The organism is Mesorhizobium cantuariense, from assembly GCF_042647205.1.
GTDB lineage: Bacteria > Pseudomonadota > Alphaproteobacteria > Rhizobiales > Rhizobiaceae > Mesorhizobium > Mesorhizobium cantuariense.
In genome coordinates, this window is the sequence record NZ_JBHRVD010000001.1 from 3,578,481 (window position 1) to 3,603,244 (window position 24,764).

Below are 24,764 nucleotides of genomic sequence, written 5' to 3' on the forward strand. Positions count from 1 at the left end.
CTTCCTTGCCTCTCTATAGCACGTGACGTTACAGTGTCATACTATTTCTGCAATGGACGGCCGAGACTCGGCCCCCTTGTGAGCCGGACGTTTGGCTGCCTCAAGCCGCCAGTTTGGTCCGCGCCGGCAGGAACGGAATCCGGCGGCGTGGCAAAGCTGGCGCGAGGTCGAACACGCCGCGATACAGCCGGTCGAGCAATGCCTTTCGGTCGCGCAATGGCTCCAACTCGCTCCAGCTCAGCACATTGCCGACGCGCACGTCGATCGCCTTGCCGGACAGCCGTGCGAATTCGTGAATGAGCAGCGACGTGCGCAATGTCAGAGAGGCCCTGCCGACGAACTTCGCCAGGCGGCCATCACTCTCGGCCATGTTCATCGGGCCGCTGACGAGATGGAACAGCCTGCCGTTCTGCCCGGAAAAATGCATCGGAATGACCGACGCCCTGGCGTCCTGGACGAGACGGGCCGGAAATATCTTCCACGGCAGATCGCGCGCCCGGCCAAAGCCCTTCGGCGCGGTGGCGACGCCGCCGGCCGGAAACACCACGATGGTGACGCCCTCCTTCAGCAACCGCACCGCTTCATGGCGCACGGCCATGTTGTTCTTCAGCGCGTCCTTGGTCTCGGAAAAGTCGATCGGCAGCGAGTAAGGCTCCATCTCGCGGATCTTGAGCAGGTCCTTGTGGATCATCACCCGGAACGGACGTCCGAGCTGCTCGACCAACGACAGCACGGCGATGCCGTCACCGATACCGAAGGGATGATTGGCGACGATCACCAGCGGCGTATCCGGCAATTGTGCGGGCGGCCATTGATCTGATGTCCGCACCCGGACGTCGATCAGGTCGAGCATGCGGCTGAACACGCGTTCGCCTGTCGGCACGACCTGGCGGCGCCAGAAATCGTAAAGCGCCGTGTAGCGGTCGCGGCCCGACAGGCCTTCGACTGAATGAATGAACCAGCGCGTCAGCGCCGGCTGGCGCGGATTGGCATAGGAAAGCTCGGGAAATGGTCGTTCGCGCAATTTCAGCTTGAGCATAGGGGCTCGTTACAAGATCGGCGTGACAGGGATATGAAAATGGCGGTGGATCGCTCCACCGCCATTTGGTCGAAACGATGCCGATCAGGCCGCGCGTTTGCGCCGGCGGTCGGGCGTGATCGCTTCTTCGGTCAACTGCGCGATCGCCTGGTCAAGCCCAAGCGATTCCTGGTCGCGTGAGCCCAGCCGGCGCATGTTGACCGTCTGCTCTTCCGCCTCCCGCTTGCCGCAGACGAGGATGACCGGCACCTTGGCCAGCGAGTGTTCGCGGACCTTGTAGTTGATCTTCTCGTTGCGCAGATCCGCTTCCGCCAACAGCCCTGCGGCCTTCAACCTTGCCACCACCTCGGTGGCATAGCCGTCGGCATCCGACGTGATCGTCGCCACCACCACCTGCAACGGCGCGAACCACAGCGGGAAATGACCGGAGTAGTGCTCGATCAGGATGCCAAGGAAGCGCTCCATCGAGCCGCAGATGGCGCGGTGCACCATCACTGGCTGCTTCTTCTCGGAATCCGAGCCGATATAGAAGGCGCCAAAACGCTCCGGCAGGTTGAAGTCGACCTGTGTCGTGCCGCACTGCCATTCGCGGCCGATGGCATCCTTCAGCACATACTCGAATTTCGGCCCGTAGAAGGCGCCCTCGCCCGGATTGATCGAGGTCTTGATGCGATTGCCGGACCGCGTCCTGATCGTCTCCAGCACGCTGCCCATGATCGCCTCGGCGTGGTCCCATGCTTCGTCGGTGCCGACGCGCTTGTCCGGCCGTGTCGACAGCTTGACGCTAACTTCTTCAAAACCGAAATCGGCATAGGTCGACAGGATCAGATCGTTGATGCGCAGGCATTCCGCGGCGAGCTGTTCCTCGGTGCAGAAGATGTGCGCATCGTCTTGCGTGAAGCCGCGCACGCGCATCAGCCCATGCAGCGCGCCCGACGGCTCATAGCGATGCACATTGCCAAATTCCGCAAGTTTTACGGGCAGATCGCGATAGGACTTCAACCCATGCTTGAAAATCTGCACATGACCCGGACAGTTCATCGGCTTCAGCGCGAAGACCCGGTCGTCATCGGTGTCGTCGCCGGCGACCGTCACCTTGAACATGGCGTCGCGATACCAGCCCCAGTGGCCTGACGTCTCCCACAGGCTCTTGTCGAGCACCTGCGGCGCGTTGACCTCCTGATAGCCCTGCTCGTCGAGGCGACGGCGCATGTAGTTGACCAGGTTCTGGAACATCTTCCAGCCCTTGGCGTGCCAGAAGACGACGCCAGGCCCCTCCTCCTGGAAATGGAACAGGTCCATCTCGCGGCCGATCTTCCTGTGGTCGCGCTTCTCGGCCTCCTCCAGCATCATCTGGTAGGCTTCTAGCTGCGCCTGGTCGGCCCAGGCCGTGCCGTAGATGCGCGTCAGCATCGGATTGTTCGAGTCGCCGCGCCAATAGGCGCCGGCTACCTTCATCAATTTGAAGGCGCTGCCGATCTGCCCGGTCGAGGCCATGTGCGGACCACGGCAAAGGTCGAACCAGTCGCCCTGCGCATAGATCTTGAGATCCTGATCCTCGGGAATGGCGTCGATCAGCTCCAGCTTGTAGCGCTCGCCCTTGTCGGCAAAGACTTTTTTCGCCCTGTCGCGCGACCAGACTTCCCTGGTGAACGGCTTGTTGCGCGCAATGATCTCGCGCATCTTCTTCTCGATCACCGGAAAATCGTCGGGCGTGAACGGTTCGTTGCGGGCGAAGTCGTAATAGAAGCCGTTCTCGATCACCGGCCCGATGGTCACCTGCGTTCCCGGCCACAATTCCTGCACGGCTTCCGCCAGCACATGGGCGGTGTCGTGGCGGATCAATTCCAGCGCGCGCGGATCGTCGCGGGTGACGATCTCGACCTTACCGGATTTGCCGAGCGGATCGCTGAGGTCGCGCACCGTGCCGTCGATCGCGTAGGCGACGGCCTTCTTGGCCAGCGACTTGGAGATCGATTCGGCCAGGCCGGCACCGGTCATCGCCGCGTCGTATTCGCGGACGGAACCATCGGGAAATGTCAGGGAAACGGCATTCAGCATGTGTATCTCCTATCCAGTCCCGCAAACGAGCGCGGGTGGTCGTGGGAAAAGCCGGATGCGTCCGGCGCGGCTGTCTTTTATGGACAGTTTCCGCCGCCGTAAAGCCCGGCTCAGGTGTCAGGCGTTCATTTGACGAGCAGCGGCAGGTCCTTCAGGAACGCGGCTCGGGTCTTGAGGCCCTTCGGCATATCGGTGCGGTTGGTGTCGACGACAAGCCGCGCAAAAACGATCTGGCGGCCATCCTTGTTCGCCCAGCCGACGAACCAGCCGAGCGAGCGCTTGTCCTGGACCTTGTCGGCGTCGTTGCGTAGCCTGGTGCTTCCGGTCTTGCCTTGCACGGTCCAGTCACCGGCCTGGAAGGTTGGAATGATGGCTGATGTCATGTCGTAAGCCCTGGCCGACACCGGCAGCTTGCGGGCCAGCAGCTTGCGCAGGAAATCGACCTGCTCGACCGGCGTGATCTTCAGGGAAGAATTCACCCAGGATTGGGTCAGACCATCATTCTTGCCGGGATTGCCGGAAACATCAGCGTTGCCGTAGTCGAATTTCGAGACATAACCGGCAAAACTTTGCGGCCCAAGCCGACGGGTGATTTCCCGGGAGAACCACAGAATCGAATCCCGCTCCCAGACCACCGGATCGACGGTCTTCTGGTCCCGCTTCACCGCCTTGAACTCCGGCTTGTAGTCCCAGCTCGGCGTGTGCTCGTCGCGCAAGATTCCGGCATCATACCCAATCAGCGACAGCGGCACCTTGAACGTCGATGCCGGGCTGAACCGCTGGTCGCACATCCCATCCTGGTAAAGCGTCTTGCCGCTCGCCGCATCTGCAATCACCGTGCATTGGACGTCCCCCAGTGGCGCCGATTGCGCACGCAGTGGAAATCCCAGCAGCCAGGCGAGCAGAAAGAGGATCCCGGCAAAGATAAAGGGAAGACGGTCGAAATTGCGCATTTTCTGCTCGCTCCAGAAGGGGGTTCGCGAGCGGCTTAGCGGGGTCTCTTGTCTCGATTTTGTCTCAAATGCGCAGTCTTTGTGCAGGCTTGCGTTAACCCTACCGGATCGTAAACGCGCAGTGCCGCCGGGACATGACCGGCGCCATCAGTCCTGCGCTTCGCCACGCTTGCTGCCGATCCGCCAGTACCGCCATGGCGTGAACCAGACATAACGATCCGCCAGCACCTCCGGCACGCGGTCGATGCCATGCGTGCCGAATGGCCCGCAGCGCAGCACGCGGAAAAATCCCATCCAGCCGCCGGCCCACAGGCCATGGCGGGCGATCGCCTCATGCGCATATTCCGAACAGGTCGGCAGATGCCGGCAAGAATTGCCGACAAAGCCGGACAGTATCAGCTGGTAAAGGCGCACGAGCGACGTGCCGAGCAAACGGCCCGGCGTCTTGCGCCACGGGCCGGGCCAGTTGCGGCCGCGCCTTGGCGGTCCGGCAATATGCGCATGCCCATGCTGGTCGCCCACCGCAGTCTCCGTTCCAGAGCATGATCCCGAAAAGTGGGAGCCGGTTTTCTCGGACAAACGGAAACCGTTTGTCCAAAGATCACGCTCAAACAAATGCATTCCCACACGATAGATGTGGGCTTCCACTGGAGAACGCAATCCCCGCTCCTTGCGCGCCTCCCGCCGTCACGGACGGAAACGGCGAAACGGCTGCCTGTCAGCCGAAGGCGCCCAGCGGCCAGAACAGGTCTGCTCTTCGCGGCGTTTTTCACGCTGTCTTTCGTCGCGCCATTGAAACGTTGCGATCCGCATGACATCGCCAAAGATGCTCAGCAACTGGATCATGATCGGCCTCCTTTGACATGGATTAGACCGCCGCTGGCCTTCGCCTTCAAACGAGTATAATTTCCACTTCGGATAATCCTGGGTTATGCGAAATGAAGCGTGGGCGCCTGCCGCTGACGGCATTGAGGAGCTTCGAGGCGGCTGGCCGGCATCTGAGCTTCAGCAGGGCCGCCGAGGAGCTTTTCGTCTCGCAGGCTGCGATCAGCCGGCAGATCCGCGAACTCGAAACCTTCCTGCGCCAGCCCCTGTTCGAACGTCACCATCGCCGTGTCGAACTGACCGACACCGGCCGGCGTCTGCTGGATCAGCTCGTCAAAAGTTTCGACGCCATCGACACCTTGCTTGGGGAACTGGTGGCGACGCCGGCGCAGTCCGTGGTTCGCGTCAGTGTCGAGCCGTCGCTTGCATCCGTGTGGCTGGTCCCCCGGCTCAATCGATTTCGCCAGTTGCGGCCCGATATCGACGTCTCCCTCGAAGTCGATCCAAGGCTGATCGAGTTCCGCAGCGATCAACCCGAACTTGCCTTGCGCTTCAGCGCGCATGCCACCTCGTGGCCGCGCAGCCAGGCCGAGCGGCTTGCCTCGACAGTCGATTCGCCGGTTCTGTCGCCGGCGCTGCTTGCCTCGGGTCCTGCCCTCGAGAAGCCCATCGATCTTGGTTGCTACACGCTTTTGCACGAGGAAAACCGTCAGGGTTGGGCGCGCTGGTTCGAGGCGGCCGGCGTGCCGGCCGACGCCGTGCCCGCGCGCGGTCCGATGCTGGCGGACGCCTCGCTTTCAAAGCAGGCCGCCCTGCTCGGGCATGGCGTGGCGCTTGGCGATCTCTTGCAGATCGGCGGGGAAATCAAATCCGGCACGCTGATCAAGCCGTTCGACATCGACGTCGCATCCGGCGCCTATTGGCTGGTGGCAAGAAGCTTGCGCGATCTTTCGGAGCCTGCCGCCGCCTTCGCCGACTGGCTCAGAAGCGAGTTCGCCGAAAGCAGGCGGGTGCTGGAAGCGCAGGCTTGAACCCTTCCGGCCGTGCTCCCGCTACTTTGTCTTCTTGCTATATTTTTCGAAGAGTTTGTCGAGCGCATCCGCAGCCGGAAGCTCGCCCGGTGAGTCTTCTCCCGGGTTGAATGTGAGGATGACATCGCGCCACATATCGTAGTGGGCAGCATATGATGTCAGCCTGGGAAATGGTGCGCAGCGCGTGATTGCCCGAACGGCGGCCTCGGCAACCTTGTCCAGCGGCGGCGTTACAGGACTGACTATTTTTGGCGGGCCGGCGAGCGACCCGTCCTTGTTCAGGCTGATCTGAACGCGCGCAACGCTTCTGGTGTTTGCAGGCATGTTCCAACACACCTGAATGGCTTTCGTGAGGTAGTCGCCGATATCCCGCTGGACTGCTGTTTCCGCTCGGCTCGAGCCAACGCTCAACGCAAGTGAGAGGGCAAGGCTCCCGGCAAATACCAAGCCGTGGAAGCAAAGAGTTTGGGCGCCTCTGCGAAGCCCGCGCACCGTAGACAAGGCAAATCTCAAGATCAGGCCGCTTCTTCAGCGCGCTTCTCGATCTGGCCGACCGCGTCGACCACGGCATCGAAAGTCAGCATGGTTGAGGCATGACGGGCCTTGTAGTCGCGCACCGGCTCCAGATATCTGAGGTCGGAGAAGCGGCCGTCTGGCGGGGCGCCATTTTCCTTCAGCATCTTCAGCATCGTGTCGCGCACCGCGCGCAATTCCTCGGCGCTCGCGCCGACGACATGCTGCGCCATGATCGAGGACGACGCCTGGCCGAGCGCGCAAGCCTTCACATCATGGGCAAAGTCCGTGACCACGCCATCCTGCATCTTGAGGTCGACGGTGACGGTCGAGCCGCACAGCTTGGAATGCGCCTTGGCGGTCGCGTCAGGATGATCGAGGCGACCGATGCGGGCGATGTTTCCGGCAAAACCGAGAATTTTCGTATTGTAGACGTCGTTGATCATTATTTTCCAATCTGTCGCCGCCAAGCGAACAGCGATTGCCGCTGTCGTGTCTTCCTTTCGCTCGTCATGACCTTATATAATGCTGGCAGTCCGGTATCGACAAGACAACGAAAGCCAGTGTCCTTGCCGGGAAGTTCACGCCACTTGCGGGGCTGGAAACGGGGCGAGTTTCCGACACCGAAAGGTCGTGGTCCGTTCAACTCGTTCCTCCGTCGAGAGGGACTACGGGAGACGCCTTTATGGATGCCGTCATCAAGAAACTCATGCCCCAGTCAGCCTATATGGAGAAGCCGGTTACCGACCGGCCGAGCGAAGCCGAAGTCGAGGCCGCCGTGCGCACGCTTTTGCGCTGGACCGGCGACAATCCGGACCGCGAAGGGCTGATCGATACGCCCAAGCGCGTGGCCAAGGCCTTTCGCGAAATGTTCGGCGGCTACGACATGTGCCCCGCCGATGAGCTCGGCCGCACCTTCGAGGAGGTCGCCGGCTACGATGACCTGGTCATCGTCAAGGACATAACATTCCATTCGCATTGCGAGCACCACATGGTGCCGATCATCGGCAAGGCGCATGTCGGCTATCTGCCGGACGGCAAGGTCGTCGGCCTGTCCAAGATTGCGCGCGTGGTCGATATCTTTGCCCATCGCCTGCAGACCCAAGAGGCCCTGACCGCGCAGATCGCCGGCGTCATCCAGGACGTGCTCAATCCGCGCGGCGTCGCCGTCATGATCGAAGCCGAGCACATGTGCATGGCCATGCGCGGCATCCGCAAGCAGGGGTCCACCACTCTGACCTCGACCTTCACCGGCGTCTTCAAGGACACGCCCGAAGAGCAGGTCCGTTTCGTCACCATGGTGCGCGGCGCTGGGGCGCAGCCCCCAAGTCGACGTCGCTAGACCATGATCCCGAAAAGTGGAGACCGGTTTTCTCGGACAAACGGAAGCCGTTTGTCCAGAGATCATGGTCAAACAGGAAAATAGACCCGGGATGTCGGCACTGGAATTTCCAAAAGCTCCGTCAGACAAGAAGGCTCTCGAAGAAGGCGCGGTGTTTTCACCGCGCTTCGATGCAGCCGGCCTCGTCACGGTCGTCGTCACCGACGCCGAGGACCGCATGCTTTTGATGGTTGCGCACATGAATGCGCAGGCGCTGGCGCTGACGCTTGAGACAGGCATCGCCCACTACTGGTCGCGCTCGCGCAACGCGCTTTGGAAAAAGGGCGAAACATCAGGCAATTTTCAGCATGTCGTCGAGATGCTCGCGGATTGTGACCAGGACGCCATATGGTTGCGCGTCAAAGTGTTGGGCCACGACGCAACCTGTCACACTGGTCGGCGTTCATGCTTCTATCGGACGGTGGGGCTGGTTGATGGCAAGGGGACGCTTGCCGACGACGGCAGCAAGCCGCTGTTCGATGCGGAAAACACGTATCGGAAACCATCAGCTTGAACCTTCTGCCTGACACCAACCACATAGATTCATCATTTCGATACGGCCTGCCCGTATATTAGCCGTGGGACAAGGGAGATCATGATGCTCGAGTGGGCGTCATTGCGTAACAGACCAGATGTCAGGGAGGCCAGCGGCCTGTCCTCGTCAGGCGGCGCGTCCGAAACAATACCACCAAGGAAACTCGGCATTTCGCTCGCCTTGGGCGGCGGTTGCGCCCGCGGCTGGGCGCATATCGGCGTGCTGCGCGCGCTCGATGAAGCCGGCATCGAAGTGTCGATGATCGCTGGCACCTCGATCGGCGCGCTGGTCGGCGGCTGCTACCTTGCCGGTAAACTGGACGAACTGGAAGAATTCGCCCGCAGCCTGACCAAGCGACGCATCTTCGGCCTGCTCGATCTCAATTTGCGCGGCAGCGGCCTGTTCGGCGGCATGAAGCTCGACGCCCGGCTGCGCGAGCACATGGCCGGCATCCGTTTCGAGGACCTAGCCAAGCCGTTCGTCGCAGTCACGTCCGAAATCCGCACCGGCCACGAGATCTGGCTGTCGAGCGGCTCATTGATCACCGCCATGCGCGCCTCCTATGCGCTGCCCGGCGTGTTCGAGCCAGTGAATTGCAACGGCCGCGTGCTGGTCGATGGCGCCCTGGTCAACCCGGTGCCGGTTTCGGTCTGCCGCGCCTATGAGCAGCCGCTCGTCGTAGCGGTCAATCTTCACTACGACCTGTTCGGGCGCGCCGCCGTGATAAAACACAGCGCCGGCGAACTGGTCGTCGAAAAGGACGCGCCGAGGCCCGGCCATGTTGACCCCGCCCACCAGTCGCACCAGACCCGGCTCGGCATCACCGGCGTCATGGTAGAGGCCTTCAACATCATCCAGGACCGCATTTCGCGCGCCAGGCTTGCCGGCGACCCGCCCGACATGTCGCTGCAGCCGAAGCTCAGCCATATCGGACTGACCGAGTTCCACCGCGCCGACGAGGCGATCAACCTCGGCTATCAGGCGACGATGGCGCAGATCGGCGAACTGACCCGGCTGCAGACCGTTCTGGCCTAGGCCTATCTGCCCATTCAACACATGATTGGTCGGTTCCGTCACAGTGATGGAACCATCGTGCCCCCGAAGTATCGCACCCGTTTCCGTTCACCTTGCGATAAACCGATTGCAAAATGCAATTGGTTATGGTCGTCTGCAAAAAATCGAACGGAGGCACCGATGGCCAAAATCGTCTATTCCATGCTGACGTCCTTGGACGGCTACATCGCCGGGCAGGACGGGGACATTGGCTTGCCTGTACCCGAGGCGGAGTTGCACCAGCACTTCAATGACATGATGAAACAGACCTCTGTCGTCCTCACCGGACGCCGGATGTACGAGATGATGCGCTTCTGGGACAGCCCGGATCGCGAGACCGGCGCCACCGAGGTCGAACGGGATTTTGCCCGTGCATGGCGAGAGACGCCGAAGATCGTGTTCTCAACCACGCTTCGGCAAGTCGGGCACAATGCCCGGCTGGTGCATGACGATGCCCTGACTGCGGTACGATCTCTCAAGGCGGAGGTTGATGGCCTCGTCATCCTCGGCGGCGCCGATCTTGCAGCCAGTCTGGCGAGAGCCGCTCTCATCGATGAATACCGGCTCTACATGCATCCGGTCGTGCTGGGCGGCGGCAAGCCGTATTTCCAGTCCGGCCTGTCACTGACATTGAAGCCGCTCGGCGCGGAAAGCCTTGCTCAGGGCGTGACGCTGCTGCGCTACGCACCGGCCAACTGAGTTGGCCTCCGGCGGCTACGCCCGCGCCGCGTCGGTGATGCGAAACTGCACGGTGCGGTTGCCATTCCAGTAATTGCCCGACAGCGAACCGGCGACGTGGATTGTCTTGCCCCGGTTCTTGAACAGGAATTCGCCAAGCGCGGTATCGACGGCGCGAAAGCCGATCGCCTGGATGCGGCCGCCGCTTTCCGATTGCAGCTCGACGCGGATGTGGTTGGTGCCGACCGGCCGCGCATCGGCCAGCCGGTGACGCGGCAGCGCGAAAACGGGGGCTGCATGCCCGGCTCCGAAGGGGCCGGCCTTTTCCAGCGCGTCGAGAAGTCCGAGCGTCGCGCCTTCGGCGGCAAGCGCGCCGTCGACCGCGAGGCTTTCCTCGCCTTGCAGGCGGAACACATCGGCTGCCGCCCGCTCTTCGAAAAACGCCCTGAGCTCGCCAAGCTTCGCCCGCTCCACGGTGATGCCCGCCGCCATGCCGTGGCCGCCGCCCTTGACGATCAGCCCGGCATCGGCGGCCTCGCGCACCAGCCGGCCGAGGTCGAAACCCGACACCGAGCGGCCCGAGCCGGTGCCGGTGCCGTTGGCGTTGAAGGCGATGGCGAAGGCAGGCCGGCGGGCATGATCCTTCAAGCGCGAAGCGAGCAGGCCGACAATGCCCGGATGCCAGGCGTTGCTGGCGGTGACGACGATGGCCGGACCATTGCCGCCGGCAAGCTCGGCATCGGCCTCGGCGCGCGCTGCCGCCAGCATCTCCTGCTCCATCAGCTGCCGCTCCTGGTTGAGCCGGTCGAGCGTCTCGGCAATGGTGCGCGCCTCGACCGGGTCGTCGGTCGCAAGCAGCCGGCTGCCAAGTGCGGCATCGCCTATGCGCCCGCCGGCATTGATGCGCGGGCCGATCAGATAAGCGAGATGGAAAGTGCTGATCGGCTCGCCGATGCGTGACACCCGTGCCAGTGCCGCCAGCCCTTCGTTCTTCTGCTGGCGCGCCATCTGCAGCCCCTTGACCACGAAGGCGCGGTTGACGCCGATCAACGGCACCACGTCACAGACGGTGGCCAGTGCCACGATATCGAGCAGCGAAAGCAGGTCCGGCGGCGTGGTATCGGCCATGCGGCTACGCAGGATCTTGGCCGTCTGCACAAGGGCGAGGAAGACCACGCCTGCGGCGCAGAGATGGCCCTGCCCGGAAAGGTCGTCGTCGCGGTTGGGATTGACGACGGCAATTGCCGCCGGCAAAGCACCGCCGACCTGGTGGTGGTCGAGCACCACGACATCGGCCCCGGCCTCGTTGGCGGCATCGATGGAAACGGCGCTATTGGTGCCGCAATCGACCGTGACGATCAGCGTCGCGCCACGCGAAACAAGTTCGCGCATGGCGTCGGGGTTGGGCCCATAGCCCTCGAAAATGCGATCGGGGATGTAGATTTCCGACGGCACCGAGAAATGCGTAAGGAACCGCTTCAGCAAGGCCGACGAGGCGGCGCCGTCGACATCATAGTCGCCGAAGATCGCCACCTTTTCCCTGGCCATCACCGCGGCGGTGATGCGCGCCGCCGCCCTGTCCATGTCGGTCAGCGATGCCGGATCCGGCAGAAGATCGCGGATCGTCGGGTCGAGAAACCGCTCGGTCTGCTCGGCGGTGACGCCACGACCGGCAAGCACCCGCGCGACGACATCGGGCACGCCATGGCCCTGTGCGATGGCGAGCGCAATCATGTCCTGTCGCTCGGTCAGCCGGTGCTCCCAGGAGACCCCGGTAGCCGACTGCCTGACATCGAGGAAGAGGCGTTTTTCGCCGGTCATACGCTTTGCCAACCCATGATTGGCCGCAGGATAGTGCATGTCGCCCAAAAGTGTGCAGCGGTTTTGGGATAACGACATGCATAAAAGCGCGCCGCGTGAACGCGACGCGCTTTAGGCCAAAGGCAGGCAAAGCCAAGCGGTTCACGGGTGTGCGCCGTCGCGGATGATGTCAAGAAAACTACGCTTTCCGCTTTTCAGCCTGGCGCCGAAGCCATTCGTCGGCCGCATCGCCCATCGTCTTGTCCGCACCGTCCTTGAGCCAGGCCATGAACGGCCGGTCGAACCTGAACGCCTCGCCGCATTCTCGTGTGAGAAAGCGGCGCACGTTCTGGGTGTTGCGATAGGACTTCGTGATGGCGGTGGCGCGCGAAATCGGATCCGCGTGCCAGTCGAACGGTTTCATCGTCAAATTCCTGTGGCAGCATCATCCGATGCCGCCACAGGGCTAACAACTGCGATGCGGCTCCGCAAGCACCCGAGCCAATAACAAGCCTGAAGCTAGAACTTATCCAGATCCTGGTGCCGGGCCTTGATCTCGCGCACGGTCCGCGATGACGAGCGCAAGACGATCGTGTGGGTGGTGATGCAATTGCGGCCGAACTTGACGCCTGCCAGCATGTTGCCGTCGGTGACACCGGTCGCCGCGAACAGCACGTCGCCGCGCGCCATGTCTTCCGCATGGTAGATCCGTTTTGGATTGGAAATACCCATCTTTGCAGCACGTGCGACCTTTTCCGGCGTGTCGAGGATCAACCGGCCCTGCATCTGGCCACCGGTGCAACGCAGCGCGGCCGCGGCCAGCACGCCCTCGGGTGCGCCACCAGTGCCGAGATAGATGTCGATGCCGGTTTCTTCCGGGTCCGTGGTGTGGATGACACCGGCGACATCGCCGTCGCCGATCAGCCGGATCGCGGCACCCGTGGCGCGCACCGCATCGATCAGCTTGGCATGACGTGGCCGGTCGAGGATACAGGCGGTGATGTCCGATATAGCGACGCCCTTGGCCCGAGCGAGACTGGCGATGTTCTCGGCCGGAGAGGCATCGATGTCGATGACGCCGTGTGCATAGCCCGGGCCGATGGCGATCTTGTCCATGTAGACATCGGGCGCGAACAGCAGGCTGCCCTTCTCGGCGATCGCGATGACGGCGAGCGCATTGGGCAGGTTCTTGGCGCAGATCGTCGTGCCTTCGAGCGGATCGAGCGCGATATCGACGGCCGGACCTTTGCCGGAGCCGACTTCCTCGCCGATATAGAGCATCGGTGCCTCGTCCCTCTCGCCCTCGCCGATCACCACCGTGCCCTTGATGGCAAGCCGGTTGAGTTCCTGGCGCATGGCATCCACGGCGACCTGGTCGGCCGCCTTTTCGTCGCCTCGCCCGCGCAGCCTGGCGGCCGCGACAGCGGCCCGTTCGGTGACGCGCACCAGTTCCATGGTGAGTATCCGGTCAAGACCGGCGACGATGTTCTGGGCCACGTTCATCTGGTGATTTCCTCGTTGGCAATGCGGCCTCCCGCCGGAGGCGGGCCTGTTTTGTCAAACGAGCATGACAACGGCAAGACCTGCCAAGAGTTTTATCGAATAGCCAGCAATATCAATCGATTAAACCGCTCTTCGAAACAACGCAGGCCCGGCCGAAAAGAACCGAGCCGGCATGAAAATTGAACATCGGCGCCCTTCGCGGCCTAGAAGACCGCAAGGTATTTGAGCAGCGAAATGATGCCGATGATGATGACGATGATCTGGGCGATCTGCCTCATCCGGGCATCGAGCGGCAGGCGCTGAACCAGATAGAGAACGAGGATGATGACGAGGAATGTGATCAGGATGCTGATCAACGCGGATGAAGCCATAGTGCCCTCCTCAAAAATGATGTGCTGAAACAGGCAAATGAGCCGGAAAACCCGGCCCTATCGCGCCGCGGTCAATACCAGCGGCGCGACGTATCGTTCGTCGACTGACCGATGGCGAAGCCGGCCAGAAAGCCGAGCAGACCGATCGCGCCAACCACGGCTGTCGTCGTGCCGGGATTTTCACGCGCTACTTCCGAAACGGCATGGGCCTGCGTGCGCAGCTGCTGCGCGGTTCGCGACGCGCGGCTCGCGGCCGTGTCGTAGAACTCGGAAGCCTGTTCGCTGGCGTCATCGAGCATTTCCGCGCTCCGCGCCGAAATGCTCTTGTTGATCTTGGTGATCTCCTTGCGCAGTTCGGCAATCTGCTTTTCCAGCGTCTTCTGGATGTCGTCGATGTTCGGGGTGTCGGACTTGTTGGTATCGGCCATGAAGGTTCCTCTCGTTGCTGAACAAGAGAACGGCGTCGGCGCGAATTCGTTCCGGTCAGTGGCGGCTGTGCGCCGCCGGACCGGACCTCAATGCCTGCGGAATTCCTGTCCCGCGCGGCTATCGGACAAAAGCTACCCTGCCCGCTCGATGCGGATGACCTGCGGCTTGTCGGTCAGATGTCCGTCCTTGGTGATGCCGTCGACGGCCTTGCGCACGGCGGCCTCGGTCGTCTCGTGAGTGACAAGGATCACCGTCTTCTGTGCTGCCGCCTCGCCGTTGACCGCGTGCTGGACGATCGATTCCAGCGAAATGTCGTTGTCCGCCATGCGCTTGGCGATAGCGGCAAACACGCCGATGCGATCATGCACGGTCAGCCGGATGAAATAGCCACCGGCATGACTGCGCATCTGCGCCTTCTTGTAGGGTTTCAACTCCTTCGCCGGCCGGCCGAATACCGGACCGTGCTGGAAGCCGGGCCGGCTCTTGGCGATGTCGGCGATGTCGCCGATGACGGCCGAGGCAGTGGCATTGCCGCCCGCACCGGGGCCGGACAGCAGCAGCTCGCCAAGAATGTCGGTCTCGATCGCCACCGCATTGGTGACGCCATGCACCTGCGCAATGACCGAGGCGGTCGGCACCATGGTCGGGTGCACGCGCTGTTCGATGCCGCTCTCGGTGCGCTGGGCGACGCCAAGCAGCTTGATCCGGTAGCCGAGATCGGCGGCGGCACGGATGTCGGCCTGGGTGATGTTGGAAATGCCTTCCATGTAGATGTCGTTGGCGGCGATCCTGGTGCCGAAGGCAAGGCTGGTCAGGATCGACAGCTTGTGCGCGGTGTCGTGGCCCTCGATGTCGAAGGTCGGATCGGCCTCGGCATAGCCCAGCCGCTGCGCGTCTTTCAGGCAGGCGTCGAACGAAATGCCCTCGGCCTCCATGCGGGTCAGGATGTAGTTGCAGGTGCCGTTGAGAATGCCGAACACGCGCGTGACCGAATTGCCGGCCATCGCCTCGCGCATCGTCTTGATGACGGGAATACCGCCCGCCACCGCCGCCTCGTAGTTGAGCAGAACACCCTTCTTTTCGGCGATCTCGGCCAGCGCCACGCCATGCTTGGCCAGCAGCGCCTTGTTGGCGGTGACGACGTGACGGCCGGTTTCGAGTGCCGCTTTCACCGATGAGCGCGCCGGCCCCTCGTCGCCGCCGATCAGTTCGACGAACACGTCGATTTCGGCGGTCTGCGCCATCTTGACCGGATCGTCGAACCACTTTGCCGAGCTCAGATCGACGCCGCGATCACGCTTCTGGTCGCGCGCCGAGACTGCGGTGACAAGGATATCGCGCCCACACTGGCGGGTCAGTTCCGCCGCCTTGTCGCGCAGCACGCGCGCCACCGATGCGCCAACCGTGCCGAGGCCGGCAATTCCAACACGCAATGCTTCAGCCATAGAAGGCAACGTCCCTCAAGTCAGATCGAAATTGGTGTGCGGCAAGCTTACCGGTGAGCGGAAAGCGGCACCACATTGTTGGGTTGCTTGGCGCTGCTCGCCAGGAAGCGCTTGATGTTGCGCGCCGCCTGCCGGATCCGGTGCTCGTTCTCGACCAGAGCAACGCGCACGAATTCGTCGCCATGTTCGCCGAAGCCGACACCGGGCGCCACCGCCACGTCGGCATGTTCGATGAGCAGCTTGGAGAATTCGAGCGAGCCGAGATGCCGGAACGGCTCCGGGATCGGCGCCCAGGCGAACATCGATGCCGCCGGTGCCGGAATGGTCCAGCCGGCCCTGCCGAAGGCATCGACCATCACGTCGCGGCGCTTGTGATAGATGTCGCGCACTTCGGCGATATCGGCGCCGTCGCCGTTGAGCGCGTGTGCCGCCGCCACCTGGATCGGCGTGAACGCGCCGTAGTCGAGATAGGATTTCACCCGCGTCAGCGCCGAGATCAGCCGCTCGTTGCCGACGGCAAAGCCCATGCGCCAGCCGGGCATGGAGAAGGTCTTCGACATCGAGGTGAACTCGACGCAGACGTCGATTGCGCCCGGCACCTGCAGCACCGAAGGCGGCGGATTGCCGTCGAAATAGATCTCCGAATAGGCAAGATCGGACAGGATGATGATGTCGTTCTTCTTGGCGAAGGCGACCACGTCCTTGTAGAAATCAAGCGAGGCGACCAGCGCCGTCGGGTTCGACGGATAGTTGAGGATCAGCGCCAGCGGCTTCGGGATCGAATGCTTGACACCGCGCTCGAGCGCCGGGATGAAGCCGTCGTCGGGCTCCACCTGCAGCGAGCGGATGACGCCGCCCGACATGATGAAACCAAAAGCATGGATTGGATAGGTCGGGTTCGGGCACAGGATCACGTCGCCAGGCGCCGTGATCGCCTGCGCCATATTGGCGAAACCTTCTTTCGAGCCAAGTGTGGCCACCACTTGCGTGTCGGGATTGAGCTTCACCCCGAAGCGCCTGCTATAGTAGGCGGCCTGGGCACGGCGCAGGCCCGGAATGCCGCGCGACGAGGAATAGCGGTGGGTACGCGGATCGCGCACGACCTCGCACAGCTTGTCGACGATGGCCTTGGGCGTCGGCAGGTCCGGATTGCCCATGCCAAGATCGATGATGTCGGCGCCGCGTGAACGAGCGCTGGCCTTGAGCCGGTTGACCTGCTCGAAGACGTAAGGCGGAAGCCGGCGAACCTTGTGAAATTCTTCCATGGCAGTTCCAGACAGCAAAGGGGCCCAGAGATCAGTGAGGTATTGGGCGCGCGCTATATACTTATTTGCAGGTAGGGTCGAGGGCGGGGTCGCATTTGGCTTCGATCTGCTTCAGCGTTTCGTCGCCATGTCTCTTGGCGAGATCCGTCAGCGCCGCCTGATTGGCGACCTTCGGGCCACCGCCCTTTGCCGCCTGCGAATTCTCATCCGCCTTCAATTGCGCAAGCTTGGCGTTCTTCTCGGCTTCGGTGAACTGCGGCGCCGCCACTTGCGGCTTGATGTTCAGGTTTGGAAAGGTGCCGGTATCCTTCGGCCCCATACCCGCAGCGACAGGTGTCGGGCCGTTGGTGCTTGAGCACCCGGCAATCCCCATGAGGACGATCGCCGCGCCGATGCGGCAAAAACGTCCGGCACCGAAAAAAACAGTCTCGCCAATATTAATCGTCATATTGTTTCCTTGGCAGCCGGGGTAGAGCGAGATTGGACCCGGTCGGATGTCCCATGTTAATATGTCAAGAAAAGGCCTCGGGAGGAACCCCGCCAACCATGTCCAAAACACCCGATTCGGGCAAAGCGGAAGATGACGAGCCTTCGACCGTCGAGCAATATCTGGTGAAGGACCCGGAACGCTTCGCCCTGAACATGGCGCGCATGATTGAGCAAGCCGGCAAAGCGGCCTCCGCATGGGCCGAGCCACGCGAAAAAGGCGACGTGCGCGATCACGTCGCCGAGCCGGTTGTCGATATGGTGAAGACCTTTTCCAAGCTCAGCGAATACTGGCTTTCCGATCCGCAGCGCGCGCTGGAAGCGCAGACGCGATTGTTCTCCGGCTACATGACGGTCTGGGCCAACGCCATTCAACGCGCCAGCAACGCCGCCGAAAACACGGAGGACGCCGTCAAGCCGGAGCTTGGCGATAAGCGCTTTCTTGACCCGGAATGGGGCCGCAACGCCTTCTTCGATTTCCTCAAGCAGGCCTATCTCGTCACCTCGCGCTGGGCGGTCGACCTGGTCGAGCACGCCGAAGGCCTGGACGAGCACACCCGCCACAAGGCCAGCTTCTACGTCAAGCAGGTGTCTAACGCCATCTCGCCGTCGAATTTCATCCTGACCAATCCGGAATTGTTTCGCGAAACCGTTGCCTCGAACGGAGAAAACCTGGTGCGCGGCATGAAGATGCTGGCCGAGGACATCGCCGCCGGCAAGGGCGACCTGAAGCTGCGCCAGGCCGACTATTCACCCTTCGAGATCGGCAGGAACATCGCCACTACGCCCGGCAAGGTGGTTGGCCGTAGCGATGTCGCCGAGATCATCCAGTACGATCCGGCGACCGAGACGGTGCTTAAGCGGCCGCTGCTGATCTGTCCGCCCTGGATCAACAAGTTCTACATCCTCGATCTGAACCCGCAGAAATCCTTCATCCGCTGGGCGATCGAACAGGGCCACACCGTCTTCGTCATCTCCTGGATCAACCCGGACGAGCGCCACGGCACCAAGGGCTGGGAGGCCTATATCCGCGAGGGCCTGCAATACGGCCTCGACACGGTCGAGAAGGCCACCGGCGAACGCGACGTCAACGCGATCGGCTATTGTGTCGGCGGCACGCTCTTGGCGGCGGCACTGGCGCTGATGGCGCGCGAGGGCGACGACCGTATCAAGTCGGCCACCTTCTTCACCACGCAGGTCGACTTCACCCATGCCGGCGACCTGAAAGTGTTCGTCGACGAAGAGCAGGTCGCCGCGGTGGAAAAGTCGATGAGCGAAAAGGGCTATCTCGACGGCACCAAGATGGCGACCGCTTTCAACATGCTGCGCTCGGGCGACCTGATCTGGCCCTATGTCGTCAACAACTACATGCGCGGCAAGGATCCCCTGCCCTTCGACCTGCTCTATTGGAACGCCGATTCGACCCGCATGGGCGCGGCCAATCACTCTTTCTACCTGCGCAACTGCTATCTCGAGAACAACCTCTCGCAAGGCATGATGGAACTGGCGGGCCACACAGTGTCGCTTGGCGATATCACCATCCCGATCTACAACCTCGCCTCCAAGGAAGATCACATCGCGCCGGCGCTTTCGGTGTTCCTCGGCTCGAAATATTTCGGCGGCAAGGTCGAGTACGTGATGGCCGGATCCGGTCATATCGCAGGTGTCGTCAACCCGCCGGCATCCAACAAATACCAGTACTGGACCGGGGATACGCCGACGGGCGACTTCGGCCAATGGGTAGCCAGGGCCGCCGACCATCCAGGGTCCTGGTGGCCGCATTGGCAGAGCTGGATAGAGGCCAAGGACAACACCCGCGTGCCGGCCCGCAAACCCGGCAAGCATATGAAAACCTTGGGAGATGCTCCCGGCACCTATGTGAAGGTGCGCGTGTAACGGACTGTAATGTCTGGTGAGTTGACGGGCCGGTAAAAGCGAGCGAAATGGTGTCGTCAACTATCTAGCAGTCGCAATTCGGCAATCACTGCAAAAATACTTCCAGGCTTGCGGATTTGACACAGGTCTCGTTTCCGGATCGGAGACAAAGGTCGCCTTGGCACTGACGTATGCGTGCCGCGCCAAGGCTATACCGACCGGACATCGAGGGGGAATTTGACTTTGAAATCAGCAGGATGGAGCCTCGCAAAGGGAGAACGCCGCGCAATCGTGGCAGCGCTCTGTTCCTTGCTTCTGGCCTCCTGCACCTCGGCTGGCGACCCGACAATGTCGGTCGGAATGCCCGGCTACAATGCCACCGCATCGGACATAAGTGCTGCCTCCAACGGCAAGGCGTCCGTCGCATCCGATTCGTCTGAGGTCACAACCGAACAGACGACCGTGATGACGGCGAGCGATACGGCGCTTCCCGAGAAGGTCGCCTATGTGCCGATTGCCAATCCCCAAACCGCCTTTCCGCTGACTGCGCCGGCGGGCACCGACACGATTGTCGGACAGACGCCGCAGTCCTTGCAGCAGCAGGCGCAGACAGCGCAGCAGAATGACGGGGTTGCCCAACAGATCGCCGCCGCCGATGCCGGCGTGAACGCGCCGAAGCCGACAGCAGCACCTGCAATGAGCAATCCGGTCTATGTGACGGCTGGCGAGATGCCGCAGGCTGAAGCACCAAAGAAAAAAGGCTTCCTGGCCTCGATGTTTGGCGCCACGCCCGCCTCGGCGGCGCCGCTCATCAACACCCGGTCGGGCGAGCAGCCCGCGGTGCAGGCCAAGCCGGCAGCAGCGGCAAAGCCGATCATCACGCTCGCCTCGGCCAACCCCATGGCAAAGCCGGTGCAACTGGCTTCGCTCGGCGGCGATACCGACGGCCACATCACGGGTAGCGATGCCCTGCCCGGCGTGCGCCAGACAGCCCTGTTCGAAATCAAGCGCAAGTCCGGCCTCGACGACGAAAGCGACGTCGACCTCAACGAGGATGAGGGGCCAGTCGGCGGCTCCTATCAGGTTGCGTCCGCCGCCGGCATGGCCCGGCTGGCGCCCAACGGGCTGCTCAAGCAGAACGAGAGCGTCGATGTGGCCTGCCTGAAGCCGTCGCTGGTGCGCGTGCTGAAGACGATCGAAGGCCACTACGGTCGCAAGATGACGGTGACGTCAGGCTATCGCGACCCGGCCCGCAACCGGCGCGCCAACGGCGCCAAGAATTCGCTGCACATGTATTGCGCCGCCGCCGACATCCAGGTTCCCGGCGTTTCGAAATGGGAGCTGGCGAGCTACATCAGAAGCATGCCCGGTCGTGGCGGTGTCGGCACTTACTGCCACACAGAATCGGTTCACGTCGACGTCGGTCCGGAGCGCGACTGGAACTGGCGCTGCCGCCGGCGCAGCGGCGGTGACGGCTAGCAGCAACTTCGTCGTCCCAGTGCGAAGCAGGAGCAAAGCTCCGTCGTGAAGACCCTGGGATCCATGCCGCGACCTTAGCCGACGAGTGCAGCGGAGCAGAATTCCGCACCTTGCCGGCGATCGCGAAATCCTTGATTCCAAAGGCCCGGAAAAAAGTTGTCCAAGGTGGCACCTGACGGGTTGCCGGTTGCGCACAACGCCAGTATAAGCCGCTTCGTCTGAGCGCGCCCATCGTCTAGCGGTTAGGACACCGCCCTTTCACGGCGGTAACAGGGGTTCGATTCCCCTTGGGCGTACCAGAGATCTCAAGCACTTCGTGGAAAACCTCCCTCCCTGTCCAACGTTTGGCAATTTCTGGACGCAGACTGCTTCCCAGGGGTTTCTGTGACTATCGGCTTCCACGATCCGATCGCGATCTTCCGCGATCACACCGTAGGCCAACGCGGTCACACAGTTCACAATACTACTACAAAGTGGTCGATTCCTCAGGGATGTAGCCGCTCCAAAAGCCCGCCGCAGGTCGCTCCCGTGGCGGGTTTTTCATCGACATGGCATTGGACGGTGCAGTTGGGCTCCTGGAGGCAACGGACCATCCCGGCCACTGCGGGAAAGGGTTTGACGTTCCCCGCGGCTGCTTAATTTATGAAGCCACCGTCGTCACACAGTGGGTGTTGCGATCCCCTCAAGCGCAATGATCCTGGTGCTGGCGCAACGCTTGCGAATTTCGATAAGGCGGGCGTATTCCGGTGAATTGTACCAGCCCATCAATGACGCCATGTCGGGGAATTCGATAATAACCAAACGGTGTGGCTCCCAATCACCCTCCAAAACCTTAGTCGCACCGCCACGACCTAGGTATCGCCCACCGTAACGCTCCTCTGTGGCCGGCACATCCCGCCGGTATTCCTCGAACACGGCGGCGTCTTTTATGTCTACATCCGCGATCAGATAGGCGGCCATTTGTGCATCCTCCTCCTCAACGGCGGCCCGAAACCTTGCGCTCCGGTCCCGCAGCAAGGGGGCGGCATTGCGTGCGGGAGCCTAACTAAAGACGGGGCGCCCGCCGGTTAAGACGATCCATCTTCAGCGCTTCAACCCAGCGTCCGCCGAAGCGAAGTCAAAAACCTGTTACAATCCACGGATTCGTGTCGTATCCGAGGCGCGGCTCTGGCTTTGCGCCGCTATCTTCCGATTTGGCAGTTCCGGTAAAACTGCGGTCCAGATTTGGGACGGGTTTCTTGGCTGACGGGTTGGCAGCACACAAGGCGGCGGCGTCACTGACTGCCACCTTCTTCTTCTCCTTGGCGACAGCGGCACCAGTCGCTGCGAACACGACAGCCGCGCAAAATATAGCCACTCTCATTGGAACCCCCATAATGCACACCTCGACAGATGGCCGGACATGACGTAACGTCAACTTTATATTAGCATTAACGAATATATAAGATAGCCCTGTGCCATCAAAAGCTCGCCGGAGTGCCAAGCTTGCGTTACGTGCCGCCAAAAGCGGCGCCGATCTGGACATCAGCCGGCATGAGTCGCATCCTTCTCTGGGGGGAAGGACGTGGCTAAACTAAACCTAGGGGCTGATCAGGCTAAACGCTGGCGAGACCGGGCCCTGCGCGGTCGCCGGAGGCGTCTATCACATAACGTCGTGTCGTGGGCGCTGATCCTGACGGCAATAACCATTCTCTGTGGTCTGATCGCGCTCAAGGCGTACAGGTAAGCAGAACCCCAACGCGCGTTCTTGCCGATCGCTGTCCTGCCACAGCCGAAACTAGCCGCCGCCGACCAGCGGCACGGTAACGGTTGTCGCGTAGTTGATCGGGAATGAATTGAAGTAGGGGAAGTCGATGACGAAGGCATAGGTGGCGGTCAGATGCGCCATGCGGAAGCCACCGCTCGCCGGGTCGATGATGATCGTGACACTCACATCCTTAAAACCCAAGGCCTGCAATTTCTGCGTGGCAATCGATTGGATGTCGGCCTGGGTCAGCGTGTTCTTAAGCTGCAGCGAGCGCGCTGACGTCTCCAGCGTATAGCGAACACTGGAGACCGAGTGCATCGACCAGCCAAAGGCGAAGATCCCGAACAGCAGCATGACCAGGAAGGGCGCGATCAGCGCAAACTCCAGCCCGGCCCCGCCCGATCGATCCCGCCTGAACGCGCTTACCCTAGCGGACACGGATCATCTCCTGGTGACCGATGACGGTGGAAGCGGCAAAGGCGCCGAAGGCAATTGGCGGCACCCAGGTGCCCGATGCCTGTATCTGGACATAGATCGACGGCACCTTCGGCCCACTGCACATGGTGGAAGCGTCGACCACGGTCGTCCCGCACATACGGATGCGGCTTAGCGTGACCTGGCCGTCCTCCGGCCGATTTTCCCAGCTCGCAATGGCAAGGGCCTGGGTCGCCGCATCATCCGTCGATCCGCTCATGACCAAGTTCGCGGCGGTCTTCACACCGGCGCGCATCGACAGTGAACTCGTTACGTAGGACCAGCCGTCCAGAATGCCAAGCAGCACCAGGCACAGGATGGGCAGCACCATCGCGAACTCGACCGCCGCAACGCCCGAATCATCGCCAAGGATCGGCATCGATCGGCGCCCCACGGACCTACTCGGCCAGTGCCACGGACCGCGCGGCTGGAATGTTGGGCACTCCGAGGCTCGAGCAATCCTGATTGATGGTTGAGTTACCGGACCATTGGATCGTATTGGCGACGACCCGGGTGCAGCCGCCATTGCCCGAGAAGTTGCCAAGATAGTTCACTTGCTGTTTGGGGAAATAGATAGCCCCGGTCAGCAGCGAATCCGCTGTGCCGTTGAACGTGCTGGACGCGCTCATGCCGGTCCTGTCGCCGTAGAACAGAACGCCTGAATAGGTGCCCGAAGTCGCCGCGCTGAGCTGCACGGACGCATTGCCATTCATGCTGACCGTCGAGCTGCCCGACATGAAGATGGTCACTCCGCTGCCGGTGATGGCTGCGTTGGCGTTTATCTTGAAACTGCCCTGGACGACATACACGCCGGGCGAAAGCGTGACATTGCCCTTTAGATTCATGCCGCTGCAATAAGTGCCTGGACTGAGCGTCGCCTTGTTGTCGTTCTGGCAGGGATTCGCGGCCACCGGGGCCGGCAGGTCGATAAAGGGATCGCCGGCAGGCAGTGCCTGGGTGATCGGGGCCGCGCAGACGGTCGTGACGGGATTGCTGAGAGAGACACCGCCCGCCGATATCAGGCAATCGGCCTGCAGACCGGCCGAGCCCTGAAGCTTGATGGCGTCCGAGGCGATCGAATTGGACATGACCGAGCAGCCGCTGAGCTTAACACTGGTGCTGCCGGAAAACAGCATCGCCTGCGAAGCGGATGGATCGAGCGCGAGCATGCAAGCACTCGAGGCATCGGTAATGAGCGCCACCGCCCTTGCCTGTTCGGGAACCTGAGCCTGCGTGAAGATCAGGGTGAACATCCGGTCGAGCTTCTGGCCGACGATCACCTCGACCGCCTTCTTCGCCGTATTCGGGCCGGACGCTGGCGGCGTATTGACGACGATCGTGCCCGAGCCCAGCCCGTTCGACGCCGCCGACTGGGCCGCGGCCGCGACGATTGTCGGCTTGTCGGAACCCGAGACCTGTTCAAGCGCGCCGGCATAGGCGGCGGCATCGGCCGTCGCCTGCAATCTCAGGCTGTTGTAATACCAATAGGAGGTCTCGACCCCGAAGCCCGCGGCGCCGACAACGATCGGCAAGGTCAGGGCGAAGATGGTGGCAACATTTGCGCCCGTGCTCCGGCGCATACCGTCCGCTATGAGCCGAAATCGGGTGAAGCAACTGAAGGCCATGACATAGATTAGAAAGCACGCACATATGAACGAATGGCTAAAAAGTTCCGTTAATTTTTGATCGGTGATCTATTGTCTTCCAAAAAAGGTGGTCGTTGGCCGATCGACACGTTTTGACGTGACACTCCTTGCCCGCGCCGGTTCACCCTGTGCGGGCTTTTTTATAGTCGCGTGTATTGGCCGGTGCACGGGCCAG

The 24,764-nt window shown here is 62.0% G+C and carries 27 protein-coding genes and 1 tRNA gene; 8 read left to right on the forward strand and 20 right to left on the reverse strand.

Annotated features, from left to right (window positions below; all coding sequences use genetic code 11):
* Window positions 1–100: 100 nt before the first annotated feature.
* The 5 genes from ACFOJ9_RS17250 to ACFOJ9_RS17270 form a co-directional block, all read right to left on the reverse strand.
* Window positions 101–1,039, reverse strand: coding sequence for a lysophospholipid acyltransferase family protein (locus ACFOJ9_RS17250; protein WP_378980144.1), 939 nt, complete (start codon window positions 1,037–1,039; stop codon window positions 101–103).
* Window positions 1,040–1,123: 84 nt separating this feature from the next.
* Window positions 1,124–3,100, reverse strand: coding sequence for a threonine--tRNA ligase (gene thrS / locus ACFOJ9_RS17255; protein ID WP_378980145.1), 1,977 nt, complete (start codon window positions 3,098–3,100; stop codon window positions 1,124–1,126).
* A gap of 125 nt (window positions 3,101–3,225) precedes the next feature.
* A complete protein-coding gene (blaOXA, locus tag ACFOJ9_RS17260; protein ID WP_378980146.1) occupies window positions 3,226–4,053 on the reverse strand; it encodes a class D beta-lactamase in 828 nt (275 codons plus the stop codon).
* Between the two features lie 147 nt (window positions 4,054–4,200).
* On the reverse strand, window positions 4,201–4,575 hold the full coding sequence (gene yidD, locus ACFOJ9_RS17265; RefSeq protein ID WP_378980147.1) for a membrane protein insertion efficiency factor YidD: 375 nt from the start codon (window positions 4,573–4,575) through the stop codon (window positions 4,201–4,203).
* Between the two features lie 165 nt (window positions 4,576–4,740).
* Window positions 4,741–4,899, reverse strand: a complete 159-nt coding sequence (locus ACFOJ9_RS17270) for a hypothetical protein (protein WP_378980148.1) — start codon at window positions 4,897–4,899, stop codon at window positions 4,741–4,743.
* Between the two features lie 92 nt (window positions 4,900–4,991).
* Between ACFOJ9_RS17270 and ACFOJ9_RS17275 the strand changes: the two genes are divergently transcribed.
* On the forward strand, window positions 4,992–5,909 hold the full coding sequence (locus ACFOJ9_RS17275; RefSeq protein ID WP_378980149.1) for a LysR substrate-binding domain-containing protein: 918 nt from the start codon (window positions 4,992–4,994) through the stop codon (window positions 5,907–5,909).
* Between the two features lie 21 nt (window positions 5,910–5,930).
* Here ACFOJ9_RS17275 and ACFOJ9_RS17280 read toward each other — a convergent pair whose 3' ends face one another.
* On the reverse strand, window positions 5,931–6,410 hold the full coding sequence (locus ACFOJ9_RS17280; RefSeq protein WP_378980150.1) for a cell envelope integrity protein TolA: 480 nt from the start codon (window positions 6,408–6,410) through the stop codon (window positions 5,931–5,933).
* A 14-nt stretch (window positions 6,411–6,424) separates the two neighbouring features.
* Window positions 6,425–6,868 carry an iron-sulfur cluster assembly scaffold protein gene (locus ACFOJ9_RS17285; protein WP_378980151.1) on the reverse strand — a complete coding sequence of 148 codons (444 nt, stop codon included), beginning with the start codon at window positions 6,866–6,868 and terminating at the stop codon, window positions 6,425–6,427.
* A gap of 239 nt (window positions 6,869–7,107) precedes the next feature.
* Here ACFOJ9_RS17285 and folE point away from each other — a divergent pair, with 239 nt between their 5' ends.
* The 4 genes from folE (at window position 7,108) to ACFOJ9_RS17305 (ending at window position 10,090) form a co-directional block, all read left to right on the forward strand.
* Window positions 7,108–7,764: a GTP cyclohydrolase I FolE gene (folE, locus tag ACFOJ9_RS17290; protein WP_378980152.1), complete on the forward strand. Its 657-nt coding sequence runs from the start codon at window positions 7,108–7,110 to the stop codon at window positions 7,762–7,764.
* 91 nt (window positions 7,765–7,855) lie between these two features.
* A complete protein-coding gene (hisI, locus tag ACFOJ9_RS17295; RefSeq protein WP_378987827.1) occupies window positions 7,856–8,317 on the forward strand; it encodes a phosphoribosyl-AMP cyclohydrolase in 462 nt (153 codons plus the stop codon).
* Window positions 8,318–8,401: 84 nt separating this feature from the next.
* Window positions 8,402–9,373 carry a patatin family protein gene (locus tag ACFOJ9_RS17300; protein WP_378980153.1) on the forward strand — a complete coding sequence of 324 codons (972 nt, stop codon included), beginning with the start codon at window positions 8,402–8,404 and terminating at the stop codon, window positions 9,371–9,373.
* Window positions 9,374–9,532: 159 nt separating this feature from the next.
* Window positions 9,533–10,090 (forward strand): dihydrofolate reductase family protein, encoded by a 558-nt coding sequence (locus ACFOJ9_RS17305; protein WP_378980154.1) that lies wholly within the window; start codon window positions 9,533–9,535, stop codon window positions 10,088–10,090.
* A 15-nt stretch (window positions 10,091–10,105) separates the two neighbouring features.
* Here ACFOJ9_RS17305 and recJ read toward each other — a convergent pair whose 3' ends face one another.
* From recJ to ACFOJ9_RS17345, 8 genes are all read right to left on the reverse strand, one after another.
* The gene (gene recJ / locus ACFOJ9_RS17310) at window positions 10,106–11,890 is read right to left on the reverse strand and encodes a single-stranded-DNA-specific exonuclease RecJ (RefSeq protein WP_378980155.1); all 1,785 of its coding nucleotides are present in this window, start codon (window positions 11,888–11,890) and stop codon (window positions 10,106–10,108) included.
* A 178-nt stretch (window positions 11,891–12,068) separates the two neighbouring features.
* On the reverse strand, window positions 12,069–12,293 hold the full coding sequence (locus ACFOJ9_RS17315) for a DUF6434 domain-containing protein (RefSeq protein WP_378980156.1): 225 nt from the start codon (window positions 12,291–12,293) through the stop codon (window positions 12,069–12,071).
* A 95-nt stretch (window positions 12,294–12,388) separates the two neighbouring features.
* Complete coding sequence (gene glpX, locus ACFOJ9_RS17320) at window positions 12,389–13,372, reverse strand: class II fructose-bisphosphatase (RefSeq protein ID WP_378980157.1); 984 nt, start codon at window positions 13,370–13,372, stop codon at window positions 12,389–12,391.
* 203 nt (window positions 13,373–13,575) lie between these two features.
* Window positions 13,576–13,743 (reverse strand): Thivi_2564 family membrane protein, encoded by a 168-nt coding sequence (locus ACFOJ9_RS17325; RefSeq protein WP_109671537.1) that lies wholly within the window; start codon window positions 13,741–13,743, stop codon window positions 13,576–13,578.
* Window positions 13,744–13,814: 71 nt separating this feature from the next.
* Window positions 13,815–14,171: a hypothetical protein gene (locus ACFOJ9_RS17330; protein WP_378980158.1), complete on the reverse strand. Its 357-nt coding sequence runs from the start codon at window positions 14,169–14,171 to the stop codon at window positions 13,815–13,817.
* A gap of 132 nt (window positions 14,172–14,303) precedes the next feature.
* Window positions 14,304–15,617 (reverse strand): homoserine dehydrogenase, encoded by a 1,314-nt coding sequence (locus ACFOJ9_RS17335; protein ID WP_378980159.1) that lies wholly within the window; start codon window positions 15,615–15,617, stop codon window positions 14,304–14,306.
* 47 nt (window positions 15,618–15,664) lie between these two features.
* The gene (locus ACFOJ9_RS17340; RefSeq protein WP_378980160.1) at window positions 15,665–16,882 is read right to left on the reverse strand and encodes an LL-diaminopimelate aminotransferase; all 1,218 of its coding nucleotides are present in this window, start codon (window positions 16,880–16,882) and stop codon (window positions 15,665–15,667) included.
* Window positions 16,883–16,943: 61 nt separating this feature from the next.
* Window positions 16,944–17,330, reverse strand: coding sequence for a hypothetical protein (locus tag ACFOJ9_RS17345; protein WP_378980161.1), 387 nt, complete (start codon window positions 17,328–17,330; stop codon window positions 16,944–16,946).
* Window positions 17,331–17,428: 98 nt separating this feature from the next.
* Between ACFOJ9_RS17345 and phaC the strand changes: the two genes are divergently transcribed.
* The 3 genes from phaC to ACFOJ9_RS17360 all read left to right on the forward strand — a co-directional run bounded on the left by phaC (window position 17,429) and on the right by ACFOJ9_RS17360 (window position 21,021).
* Window positions 17,429–19,264, forward strand: coding sequence for a class I poly(R)-hydroxyalkanoic acid synthase (gene phaC / locus ACFOJ9_RS17350; protein ID WP_378980162.1), 1,836 nt, complete (start codon window positions 17,429–17,431; stop codon window positions 19,262–19,264).
* A 216-nt stretch (window positions 19,265–19,480) separates the two neighbouring features.
* Window positions 19,481–20,722 (forward strand): YcbK family protein, encoded by a 1,242-nt coding sequence (locus tag ACFOJ9_RS17355; protein ID WP_378980163.1) that lies wholly within the window; start codon window positions 19,481–19,483, stop codon window positions 20,720–20,722.
* Between the two features lie 224 nt (window positions 20,723–20,946).
* Window positions 20,947–21,021 (forward strand) — tRNA-Glu (locus ACFOJ9_RS17360).
* A 358-nt stretch (window positions 21,022–21,379) separates the two neighbouring features.
* Here ACFOJ9_RS17360 and ACFOJ9_RS17365 read toward each other — a convergent pair.
* The 5 genes from ACFOJ9_RS17365 to ACFOJ9_RS17385 form a co-directional block, all read right to left on the reverse strand.
* Entirely contained in the window at window positions 21,380–21,682 is a 303-nt protein-coding gene (locus ACFOJ9_RS17365) for a DUF1330 domain-containing protein (RefSeq protein WP_378980164.1), read from the reverse strand.
* A gap of 157 nt (window positions 21,683–21,839) precedes the next feature.
* Window positions 21,840–22,085 carry a hypothetical protein gene (locus ACFOJ9_RS17370; protein WP_378980165.1) on the reverse strand — a complete coding sequence of 82 codons (246 nt, stop codon included), beginning with the start codon at window positions 22,083–22,085 and terminating at the stop codon, window positions 21,840–21,842.
* Window positions 22,086–22,499: 414 nt separating this feature from the next.
* Window positions 22,500–22,907 (reverse strand): TadE/TadG family type IV pilus assembly protein, encoded by a 408-nt coding sequence (locus tag ACFOJ9_RS17375; protein WP_378980166.1) that lies wholly within the window; start codon window positions 22,905–22,907, stop codon window positions 22,500–22,502.
* The gene (locus ACFOJ9_RS17380; protein WP_378980167.1) at window positions 22,897–23,322 is read right to left on the reverse strand and encodes a TadE/TadG family type IV pilus assembly protein; all 426 of its coding nucleotides are present in this window, start codon (window positions 23,320–23,322) and stop codon (window positions 22,897–22,899) included. The genes ACFOJ9_RS17375 and ACFOJ9_RS17380 overlap by 11 nt, the downstream gene beginning before the upstream one ends.
* Window positions 23,323–23,341: 19 nt before the next feature.
* A complete protein-coding gene (locus ACFOJ9_RS17385) occupies window positions 23,342–24,568 on the reverse strand; it encodes a pilus assembly protein TadG-related protein (protein WP_378980168.1) in 1,227 nt (408 codons plus the stop codon).
* Window positions 24,569–24,764: the final 196 nt, after the last annotated feature.

Excerpts from the sequence above, each read along its gene's own strand:
- ACFOJ9_RS17250 (WP_378980144.1), bottom strand. The coding sequence starts at position 1,039 with ATGCTCAAGCTGAAATTGCGCGAACGACCATTTCCCGAGCTTTCCTAT.
- folE (WP_378980152.1), top strand. The coding sequence starts at position 7,108 with ATGGATGCCGTCATCAAGAAACTCATGCCCCAGTCAGCCTATATGGAG.
- ACFOJ9_RS17285 (WP_378980151.1), bottom strand. The coding sequence starts at position 6,868 with ATGATCAACGACGTCTACAATACGAAAATTCTCGGTTTTGCCGGAAAC.
- ACFOJ9_RS17335 (WP_378980159.1), bottom strand. The coding sequence starts at position 15,617 with ATGGCTGAAGCATTGCGTGTTGGAATTGCCGGCCTCGGCACGGTTGGC.
- ACFOJ9_RS17300 (WP_378980153.1), top strand. The coding sequence starts at position 8,402 with ATGCTCGAGTGGGCGTCATTGCGTAACAGACCAGATGTCAGGGAGGCC.
- ACFOJ9_RS17270 (WP_378980148.1), bottom strand. The coding sequence starts at position 4,899 with ATGATCCAGTTGCTGAGCATCTTTGGCGATGTCATGCGGATCGCAACG.
- ACFOJ9_RS17385 (WP_378980168.1), bottom strand. The coding sequence starts at position 24,568 with ATGGCCTTCAGTTGCTTCACCCGATTTCGGCTCATAGCGGACGGTATG.
- ACFOJ9_RS17365 (WP_378980164.1), bottom strand. The coding sequence starts at position 21,682 with ATGGCCGCCTATCTGATCGCGGATGTAGACATAAAAGACGCCGCCGTG.
- ACFOJ9_RS17325 (WP_109671537.1), bottom strand. The coding sequence starts at position 13,743 with ATGGCTTCATCCGCGTTGATCAGCATCCTGATCACATTCCTCGTCATC.
- ACFOJ9_RS17340 (WP_378980160.1), bottom strand. The coding sequence starts at position 16,882 with ATGGAAGAATTTCACAAGGTTCGCCGGCTTCCGCCTTACGTCTTCGAG.
- ACFOJ9_RS17345 (WP_378980161.1), bottom strand. The coding sequence starts at position 17,330 with ATGACGATTAATATTGGCGAGACTGTTTTTTTCGGTGCCGGACGTTTT.
- hisI (WP_378987827.1), top strand. The coding sequence starts at position 7,856 with ATGTCGGCACTGGAATTTCCAAAAGCTCCGTCAGACAAGAAGGCTCTC.
- ACFOJ9_RS17380 (WP_378980167.1), bottom strand. The coding sequence starts at position 23,322 with ATGCCGATCCTTGGCGATGATTCGGGCGTTGCGGCGGTCGAGTTCGCG.
- recJ (WP_378980155.1), bottom strand. The coding sequence starts at position 11,890 with ATGACCGGCGAAAAACGCCTCTTCCTCGATGTCAGGCAGTCGGCTACC.
- phaC (WP_378980162.1), top strand. The coding sequence starts at position 17,429 with ATGTCCAAAACACCCGATTCGGGCAAAGCGGAAGATGACGAGCCTTCG.
- ACFOJ9_RS17370 (WP_378980165.1), bottom strand. The coding sequence starts at position 22,085 with ATGAGAGTGGCTATATTTTGCGCGGCTGTCGTGTTCGCAGCGACTGGT.
- ACFOJ9_RS17305 (WP_378980154.1), top strand. The coding sequence starts at position 9,533 with ATGGCCAAAATCGTCTATTCCATGCTGACGTCCTTGGACGGCTACATC.
- ACFOJ9_RS17275 (WP_378980149.1), top strand. The coding sequence starts at position 4,992 with ATGAAGCGTGGGCGCCTGCCGCTGACGGCATTGAGGAGCTTCGAGGCG.
- ACFOJ9_RS17315 (WP_378980156.1), bottom strand. The coding sequence starts at position 12,293 with ATGAAACCGTTCGACTGGCACGCGGATCCGATTTCGCGCGCCACCGCC.
- thrS (WP_378980145.1), bottom strand. The coding sequence starts at position 3,100 with ATGCTGAATGCCGTTTCCCTGACATTTCCCGATGGTTCCGTCCGCGAA.
- glpX (WP_378980157.1), bottom strand. The coding sequence starts at position 13,372 with ATGAACGTGGCCCAGAACATCGTCGCCGGTCTTGACCGGATACTCACC.
- blaOXA (WP_378980146.1), bottom strand. The coding sequence starts at position 4,053 with ATGCGCAATTTCGACCGTCTTCCCTTTATCTTTGCCGGGATCCTCTTT.
- ACFOJ9_RS17330 (WP_378980158.1), bottom strand. The coding sequence starts at position 14,171 with ATGGCCGATACCAACAAGTCCGACACCCCGAACATCGACGACATCCAG.